The sequence below is a fragment of the Paraburkholderia monticola genome (assembly GCF_001580545.1).
Lineage (GTDB): Bacteria > Pseudomonadota > Gammaproteobacteria > Burkholderiales > Burkholderiaceae > Paraburkholderia > Paraburkholderia monticola.
On sequence record NZ_LRBG01000016.1, the window covers coordinates 1 to 8,772 of the forward strand.

Sequence of the window (8,772 nt, forward strand, 5' to 3'; positions counted from 1 at the left end):
ATACGTGAACCCATGGACAGCACTATGCACACACATAGCAAATACTCGAAGTCGACAGCACCAGCACACACCAAAGCCACCGCAACCGCCACCGCCACGCCCGCCGCCGCCTCACCAGCAGCAACCACAACCCCAGCAACCACGACCGCCACAGCAACCGCCACCACCGCCGCCGCCCCCGCCACCACCACCACCACCGCCACCACCGCCACCACCGCCTCCACCGCCTCCACCGCCACCGCCGCCACTCCCACCGCCACTCCCACCGCCGCTACTTCCACCACCGCTATTTCCCTTACCGCCTGCGCCCGAACCACCGCTGCTCCCACTCCCTGAACCTGCCGCCCCGGCGCCGCTGTTGCCGCTTGCGCCCGCACCGCTATTGCCCGAACCCGCCGCGCCGCCTCCGCCGTTGCCATTGCCACTGCCGCCACCGAGCCGGCCGCAGTCCGGCGAGCCGAGCCCGCCGCAGCCGGCCGGCGCGAACACCGAGGCGGCATCGTCGGCGGCTGTCGGAGTGCCGGCTTCGACGCCCGTCGCCGCACCGTCGTTCTGCGCGAGCAGCATCGGCGCGGACTCGCCGGATGGCGCTCGCGACGTGTCGGCGAGCACCATCCAGCTTGGGATCACCTCCGTCGATGCCGCATGCGCGACTTCGCCCGTCAGCGCCGCCACTCCCGCGAGGACCGCCGCCCGGCCCATCATTGCCCAGCAGTACTGATTGAATGTTCTGGTCTGCATCGCGCTTCTCCCCAGCGAAGGGCGGTACCTCGCCGCCGCCTTGACGAGCTGCGGCGGCGCCCGACCTGTCTGCACGCGGGTCTTGTCGCACCCCGAGTCCGTTGTGTCGAAGTGGTCCGTGCGTCGCTGCCGTGCTGATCGCGCGATGTCGCGGCCTCGCGTGAGGACGCTCGTCGTGCGGATATGCGCGGCCTTGCGCGCCCGGTTGGGCTTCGAATCTCTGGCCGCTAATTTAGCGATATCCATGCCACGCTTCGCAGAGCCTTGAAGCGGCGCGGGCGGCATCGGGATGTGCGATGGACACGTCAGAAAAAAACCAGAAAACGTTTCGACGATGAAACGCGTGGACGAAAAAGCGTGTTTCGGCGCGCGATACGTTAAGGTGGGCCGCGTGACGCACGAGGTGGCGTCGGCGAAGCGGATTGGTGTCGAGCCGAGGCTAGCTGGCGTTGCGAGACGCGTCGTCGGAGTCGCTGCCGTTCGTCGGGTCGCGGGCGTCGTCGTGGCGCGGCTCCCGTTGCAGCGCGCGCAACGTGGCCACGGGAATATGACAGCGAATCCGATGCGCGGCAGGCGGGTCCGCGTCGCCGCCTGCTTCGACGAAAGGCGGATCCTGCTGCTCGCAGATCGCGCCGAGCTTGCGCGGACAGCGCGTGTGAAATACGCAGCCCGATGGCATTGCGCCCGGCTCCGGCAGCTCGCCCGCGAGACGGATGCGCGCGCGCCGACCTGGCTCTCCGGACGCGCCGTCGCCCGGCAGCGTCGGCACGGCGGACAGCAGCGCCTCGGTATAGGGATGCTGCGGCCCGTCGAACACGGCCGCCGCCGGCCCGATTTCGAGCAGCCGCCCGAGATACAGCACCGCGATGCGATCCGAGACATAGCGCACCACGTGCAGATCGTGCGAGATGAACACGTAGCTGACGCCGCGCTCGCGCTGCAGATCGGCGAGCAGGTTCAGGATCGCGGCCTGTACCGACACGTCGAGCGATGAAGTCGGCTCGTCGCACACGACGACCCGTGGCTCGCCGGCGAACGCGCGCGCAATCGCGACGCGCTGCTTGAGCCCACCCGATAGCTGGCGCGAGCGCGCATCGAGATAGCGCTCGGGCAGCCGCACGGCGTCCGTCAGCGTGACGAGCCGTTCGTCGATCGCGGGCCCGCGCAGCGCCGTGAAGCGCGCGAGCGCACGGCCGATCAACCGCTTGACCGAATGCGCGCGATTGAGCGCGGAGTCGGGATTCTGGAACACGATCTGCAGCGACTTGAGCTGCTCGTCGCTGCGGCGCGTGACGCGTGCGGCGAGCGGCGCGCCGTCGAGTTCGAGCGCGCCGCCCGCATCGGGCGAGAGCAGGCCGAGCATCAGCCGCGCGAGCGTCGTCTTGCCGCTGCCCGATTCGCCGACGAGGCCGAGCGTCTCGCCGCTCGCGAGTTCGAGCGAGACGTCGTCGACCGCGCGCAGTGGCGCGCCCGACACGTGGAATGTTTTCGCCAGGTTGCGCGCGCGCAGAACCGGCGACGAGGACCCGCGCGACGGCGCACCGGCCGACGTGGCAAGCGAAGGCGCCGGGCTCGTTGCCGCATGCGGGAGTTCGATCGCGCGCTCGTGATAGTGGCAGCGCGCCATCTGATCGCCATGCGGGGCGCCGAGCCGATAGGGCGGCGGCGCCTCGCGGCGGCACCGCTCGTCGGCCAGACGGCAGCGCTCCGCGTAGACGCAGCCCTGCGTGATCGAGCCAGGCAACGGCAGAGCGCCCGCGATCGTATCGAGCCGCTCGCTGTCCTTGTTGCGTGCCGCCGTCGGGAGGCAGCGCAGCAGCCCGACCGTGTACGGATGACGCGGCCGGGCGAACACGTCCTGGGTCGCGCCTTCCTCGACCAGCTTGCCCGCGTATAGCACACCGACGCGTTCGCACATGCGGCCGATCACAGCGAGGTTGTGGCTGATGAACAGCACCGCGGTGCCGAGTTCCGCGCGCAACTGCGCGACGAGATCGAGCACTTCCGCTTCGACGGTCGCGTCGAGTCCGGTGGTCGGTTCGTCGAGAATCAGCAGCGCGGGGTTCGACGCGAGCGCCATCGCGATGACGACGCGCTGCTGCATGCCGCCCGACAATTGATGCGGATAGCTGTCCATCACGCGTTCGGGTGCCGCGATGCGCACGCGCTTCAACATCTCGAGCGTGCGATGCAGCGCTTCGTCGCGCGCGAGCCCGGTTGCTTCGAATGCTTCGGAGACCTGACGGGCAATCGTCAGCGACGGATTCAGCGCACGCCCCGGGTCCTGGTAGACCATCGACACAGTGGTCGCACGCATGCTGCGCAGCGCATCGGCGCCGAGCTTGTGAACCTCCTCACCGGCGATCACGATCTTGCCGGCCTTCACCTTGCCATTGCGCGGCAGATAGCGCAGCGTCGCCATCGCCACGGTCGACTTGCCGCAACCGGATTCACCGACGAGCCCATATGCCTCGCCGCGTCGCACGCGAAACGACACGTCCTGCAGCACTTCGCGATCGCGTCCGCGGATCCGGTAGGTGACCGTCAGGCCGACCACGGTCAGCGCGTCGGTGCGATCGCTCTTCGACACGTCGAACGCGGCGAACGAGGAGGACGGCGGCCCGTTCATCGGTCGAGCACTCCCTGCACGGCGTCGGCGATCAGATTGACGCCGACCACCAGCGAGGCGATCGCGCCCGCCGAGAACACGACGGTCCACCACGCGCCGCCCGCCATCAGCGTGTACGACTCCGACAACGCGAGCCCCCAGTCGGCCGACGGCGGCTGGATGCCGAAGCCGAGAAACGAGAGCGTCGCGACCGCGAAGATCGCATAGCCGAGCCGCACGGTCGCCTCGACGACGATCGGCGGCAGCACGTTCGGCAGGATCTCCACGAACATGATGTACGGCGCGCGCTCGCCGCGCAGCTGCGCGGCGGCCACGTAGTCGAGATTGCGCTCGGCGAACACGGCGGCGCGCACGGTGCGCGCGGTGATCGGCGTGAACGTGATGCCGATCACGAGAATCACCGTGAAGTTCGATGCGCCGACCGCAGCGAGCGCGAGCAGCGCGACGATCACGAGCGGGAGCGCGAGCACCGCATCGATCACGCGGCCGATCACGTCGTCGACCCAACCGTCGAAGTAGCCCACCAGCAGGCCAAGCGCGGTGCCCGCCGCGGTGCCGAGCAGCGTCGCGAGCGGCGCGATGGTCAGGATGTCGCGCGCGCCGACGATCACGCGCGAGAACACGTCGCGGCCGAGCTGATCGGTGCCGAACCAGTGCGTGCGATCGGGCGGGGTCAGCGAATTGAGCGGATCGGACGCGTAGGGGTCGAGGTGCACGAACCACGGCCCGGCGATCGCGCAGACGATCCACCATCCGACGATCAGCGCGCCCACGATTAAGGTCGGCGAGCTGAGCAGCAGGAGCAGGCCCGGGAAGCGTGGTTCGGCGGCCGCGCGCGGCGCGGGAGAGCCCGAGGGCGTGGATGGAGCCGGCGGCAGGGTCGTATTCATTCGGCGCTCCTCACCCGCAGCCGCGGATTGAGCAGCACGTGCAGCGCATCGGCGACCAGATTCGCGAGCGTGTAGACGACGCCGATCGTCAGCACGCCTGCTTCGAGCATGGGAAAGTCCTTCGCCTTGGCGGCGTTGTAGATCAGCGAGCCGATACCCTGGTAGTGGAACAGCGTCTCGACCACCACGAGTCCGCCGATCATATAGCCGAGCTGGGTGGCGGCGACGGTGATCGTCGGCAGCAGCGCGTTGCGCAGTACGTGCCGCCAGATCACGACGTGGCGCGGCAAGCCCTTGAGGATCGCGGTGCGTGTGTAGTCGGCGTCGAGCGCTTCGACGGTGCCCGCGCGCGCCATCCGCGCGATATAGCCGAAGAACACGAGCACGAGCGGCAGCACGGGAAGAACGAGATGACGCAACTGTTCGAGCACGCTCGCCTCGGGCGGATAGGAGGCCTCGATCGGCAGCCAGCGCAGCCACACGCCGAACACCAGAATCAGCACGATCGACGACACGAACTCCGGCACCACGGTCGCCGACAAACCGACAATGCTGATCGTGCGATCGAGCCAGCGTCCCGCATGCATCGCCGACCACACGCCACCCGCGATGCCGAGCGGCACGACGACGATGAACGCGAGCAAGCCGAGCTTCGCCGAATGCGCGAGCGCATCGGCGATGAACGGCCCGACCGGTTCACGATACGCGTACGACAGCCCCATGTCGCCGCGCACGAAATGCGTGATCCAGTCGAGGTACTGCGTGAGCAGCGGACGGTCGGCGCCGAGCTGATGATCGAGCGCGGCGACCGCGCGTGCATCGGCGAGCGGCCCGAGCACCGCGCGGCCGATATCGCCGGGCAGCAACTGGCCACCGGCGAACACGATCAGCGACAGCAGCCACAGCGTAATCAGCGAAAGACCCGCGCGCGTGGCCAGAAAACGCGCGACGCGGCTCGCGTTGCCGTGCGTCGCGCGTGGCAAGCGCGCTTGATTCGATGCGGGAGAGGGCGCCGGAGCCGACATCGTGAGTTCTCCTGCGAAAGTGAGGCAGCGAGCGAGATGCTTACGCGCTCAGCGTCGCGCGATCGAAATACAGTTGCGCGAGCGCGGTGAAGCGCACCCCGTTCACCCCCTTGCGCATCGCGATCAGCTGATCGTAGAAGAACGGGATGATGAGCGGCGTTTCGTCGAGCAGGAGTGTCTGGATCTGCCCGGAGATTTTCCTTTGCGTGGCGAGATCGATTGCCGCGACGAACTGCGCGACCAGTTGATCGTATTGCGGATTCTTGAAGTGCGCGGCGTTCCACGTGCCGTTGCTCGTCAGCGGCGCGTTGAGGAACACGTTCGGCACGCCGCGATGGCCGTAGTCGGTGATGCCGAGCGGCGCGTCGAGCCAGTCGGATTTGCCCGGCGTGCCCGCGCCGTAGTAGAGCGATTGGCTCTCGACCTTCAGGTTGATGCGCACGCCAATCGCCTTCGCGGCGTTCTGCACGACGACCGCGAGGTCGGGAATCTCCATGTATTTCTCGGTGGTCAACGTCACATCGAAGCCGTTCGGCACGCCGGCCTGCGCGAGTAGCTGCTTCGCCTTCGCCACGTCGATCCTGCGTTGCGGCACGCCCGCATCGGACGATGGAAACACCGGCGCGAAGGGGCTGTCGTTACCAAGTTGCGCGCGGCCCTTAAAGAGGCCGCGCACGAGCACGTCGCGATCGAGCGACAACGCGAGGGCCTGGCGCACGCGCTTGTCCTTGAACAGCGGACTGTCGTTGCGCATGTGAATCTGCCGATGCGCGCTCGACTTCACGCCGACCGCCTTGTAGTCCGGATTGTTCAGGATGGCCGCGCCACCCTGCACGGTGAAGGTGCCCATCACGTCGGCCTGATGGCCTTGCAACGCGAGCAGTTGCGCCTGTTCGTCGGCGTAGAACGAAAACTGGACGCGTTGCGGTAACGCTTTGTCGCCCCAGTAGTCTGGATTGCGTACGAACGACGCACCGACCTTCGGTTGATACTTTTCGAGTTTGAACGGACCGGTGCCGATGAAACTCTTTTCGTAATTGCCTGCGAAATTCGCGGGCAGGATCACCGCGTTGTAATTATCCGAGGAAACGTAGTACGGGAAATTGCCGATCGGCGCATCGAGATGAAACGCCACCGTGTGTTCGTCGACGACCTTCGCGCCGCCTTTCGACAGCACGCCCTTTAGCACCGACAGTGCGGCCGAGCCGCTCGCGGGGTCGGCGAGACGGTCGAAGGTGGCGACGACGTCCTTGGCGCCGAAACTTTGGCCATCGTGGAATTTGACGTTGGGGCGCAGTTGGAAGGTCCACACGTCGCCCTTGTCGTTCGGCTTCCACGACAGCGCGAGTGCCGGCTTCAGCATCAGCTTTTCGCCGTCGTCGATCAGGAATTCGCCGGTCTGGTTCAGCAGCGCGAGACTTGCGGCATCGGTGACCGTCAGCGGATCGACGGCGCCGGCCGGCGTCAGATGTGCGACGCGGATCGTCTGGTTCGACGTGGCCGGCGCACCTTGTGCCCGCGCCCGCGGCGTGCCGAGCAAGCCCCCGCTCGCGAGCGACAGACCGATCACGCTCGCATGGCGCAGCAGTTCGCGGCGCGTGATGCGGCCGGCGAGGAACTCGTCGAGGGCGTGGTTGCCGTAGGCGTCGGCGGTGAGGCGAGCTGCGCTCAGTGCGTTGGGTGCGAGAAATCGGTCCGCTGGTGTTTTCATCGTTGGCGTGTCCAGTCCGTTCTGTTGCTGGTTCGGAGGCGTCGCGCGAGCCACGCGACGACGCGCAGAGCAGTCTCAGTGTAAGCGATTGCTCGCGGCTCTGGCGGATCGAGGGCGCGCCACGCTAGTCGATCGACCGATAAATGACGCGCGATGTGTCGTCGTCACAACGGTTACCGAACGCGTGCTCGCAAGAGGCGGCGGTCATTGTGGACGGATTGGCGGAACTGCCCAGGGCGAGATGCGTCTTCGAACTCCTCAGGTGGGACTCTTAAAGAAACGCACGGTATAGATCAGTCTCCCCGTAGACCAGGCCGAGCGAGAGAAAGCCGATGTCCTCGGCGCGCTCGTCGGCCATTCTCGAGCCGCTGCGGATTCGCAAGCAAGGAAGACATTTAACTGCGAAGCGCCAGCCGAACGGTTCGAGAAGGCTATTGCATCCACCGGTTTAATGCGGCCTCACTGACAGGACCTCGCGCATCGCCGACCATGGAAAGTGCCGGCAATGCGAGTCAAGTCAGGCGCACTTTACGGAAGGTCAAAGGTGAAGTCTCGGGGGAAGCTCAAGTTTCGCCGCAACTAACTCTTCTACTCCCAGGGTAGTTCAACGGGATATCAACTCCAGAAATTTTTCGGACATTTCTGAGTAGACCGCGGGTGATTGCCCCGCTGATTTCCCAGTCAAACATCGTTTTCGTTCCCGTCCTAATGGAAAACGGATCGGTCCAGTTTCGTCTTCCGGCGTACTTATCAAAAATGCACATAGATAAAACCGGCGTCGGCCGGGTCACGATTTCCCATCCATATGCTGGCCAGCTGGGCCAGCGCGCCCACTCCAAATGAAAGGATTATTACTGTGAGTACCAGTTCAGTGAAGCTGGCCGTTATCGACGGCAGCACGATCAAGCAGACGGTCGAATTACGCGATTCCGCGCAAGGCGCACCCGTTCATATCCACGCCATCAAGGGTGGCAAGTTCATTCTGGCCCAGAGCGATACTGGGCATGCCCCTCAAAACATTACCGTGCGCCGTTCCGGTAAAAAGCTTCTAGTCAGTCTGGAAGGGACGGAGCTCGACCAGCCGCAGCTGATCATTGAAGACTTTTACGGCAATGAAGGCGAACTGATCGGCTTGGGCGAAGACGGGGCGTATCACGAATATATCGCTGCCGACGGCGAGAGTGACCATGAAGCCGCTTTCCTTGCGGACGGCACCGACTCGCCTCTGGTGCTGGGCGCGCAGCAACTGAACGGGTTCAGCGCAAATGCCGCCGCCGCGTCTGGTGTGGGCTTGGCTGGTCTTGGCTTTTTGGGTCTGGGTGCGCTTGCAGCGCTGGGTGCAGGGATTGCTGCCGCCGCCGGCGGTAAGAGTGGTGGCTCAGGTGGCGTAGATCCGATTGAGGATGCACAGACGCCATCGGATGAGCAAGACGATTCGGATGCCGATGCTGACGCCGATGCCGATGCCGATGCGGATGCGGATGCGGATGCGGATGCTGACGCGGATGCCGATGCCGATGCTGACGCTGACGCTGACGCTGACGCTGACGCTGACGCTGACGCGGATGCTGATGCTGACGCCGATGCGGACGCGGACGCGGATGCTGACGCTGATGCTGACGCTGACGCTGATGCTGATGCTGACGCTGACGCTGATGCTGACGCTGATGCTGATGCTGATGCTGACGCGGATGCGGACGCCGATGCGGATGCGGATGCTGACGCCGATGCGGATGCTGATGCTGATGCCGATGCTGATGCCGATGCCGATGCCGA

At 65.9% G+C, this 8,772-nt stretch carries 7 protein-coding genes; 2 read left to right on the forward strand and 5 right to left on the reverse strand.

Going from position 1 to position 8,772, the window contains the following annotated elements:
* A partial coding sequence (locus tag CI15_RS37540) for a hypothetical protein (RefSeq protein WP_206597771.1) occupies window positions 1–284 on the reverse strand: 284 nt, incomplete at its 3' end.
* A 74-nt stretch (window positions 285–358) separates the two neighbouring features.
* Here CI15_RS37540 and CI15_RS37545 point away from each other — a divergent pair.
* A complete protein-coding gene (locus tag CI15_RS37545) occupies window positions 359–721 on the forward strand; it encodes a hypothetical protein (RefSeq protein WP_206597772.1) in 363 nt (120 codons plus the stop codon).
* 459 nt (window positions 722–1,180) lie between these two features.
* On the opposite strand, the gene CI15_RS16565 is transcribed toward CI15_RS37545, so the two are convergent.
* Genes CI15_RS16565 through CI15_RS16580 form a run of 4 tightly spaced genes read right to left on the reverse strand, consistent with a single transcriptional unit; the run spans window position 1,181 to window position 6,996 of the window.
* Window positions 1,181–3,370 (reverse strand): ABC transporter ATP-binding protein, encoded by a 2,190-nt coding sequence (locus CI15_RS16565; protein ID WP_062129423.1) that lies wholly within the window; start codon window positions 3,368–3,370, stop codon window positions 1,181–1,183.
* Window positions 3,367–4,260 (reverse strand): ABC transporter permease, encoded by an 894-nt coding sequence (locus CI15_RS16570; protein ID WP_062129424.1) that lies wholly within the window; start codon window positions 4,258–4,260, stop codon window positions 3,367–3,369. The genes CI15_RS16565 and CI15_RS16570 overlap by 4 nt, the downstream gene beginning before the upstream one ends.
* The gene (locus CI15_RS16575) at window positions 4,257–5,285 is read right to left on the reverse strand and encodes an ABC transporter permease (RefSeq protein ID WP_062129425.1); all 1,029 of its coding nucleotides are present in this window, start codon (window positions 5,283–5,285) and stop codon (window positions 4,257–4,259) included. Before CI15_RS16575 ends, CI15_RS16570 begins: the two co-directional genes overlap by 4 nt.
* A gap of 40 nt (window positions 5,286–5,325) precedes the next feature.
* Window positions 5,326–6,996, reverse strand: coding sequence for an ABC transporter substrate-binding protein (locus CI15_RS16580; protein ID WP_062129426.1), 1,671 nt, complete (start codon window positions 6,994–6,996; stop codon window positions 5,326–5,328).
* 856 nt (window positions 6,997–7,852) lie between these two features.
* Between CI15_RS16580 and CI15_RS37515 the strand changes: the two genes are divergently transcribed.
* On the forward strand, window positions 7,853–8,772 hold a 920-nt coding region (locus CI15_RS37515; RefSeq protein WP_206597773.1), incomplete at its 3' end, for a hypothetical protein.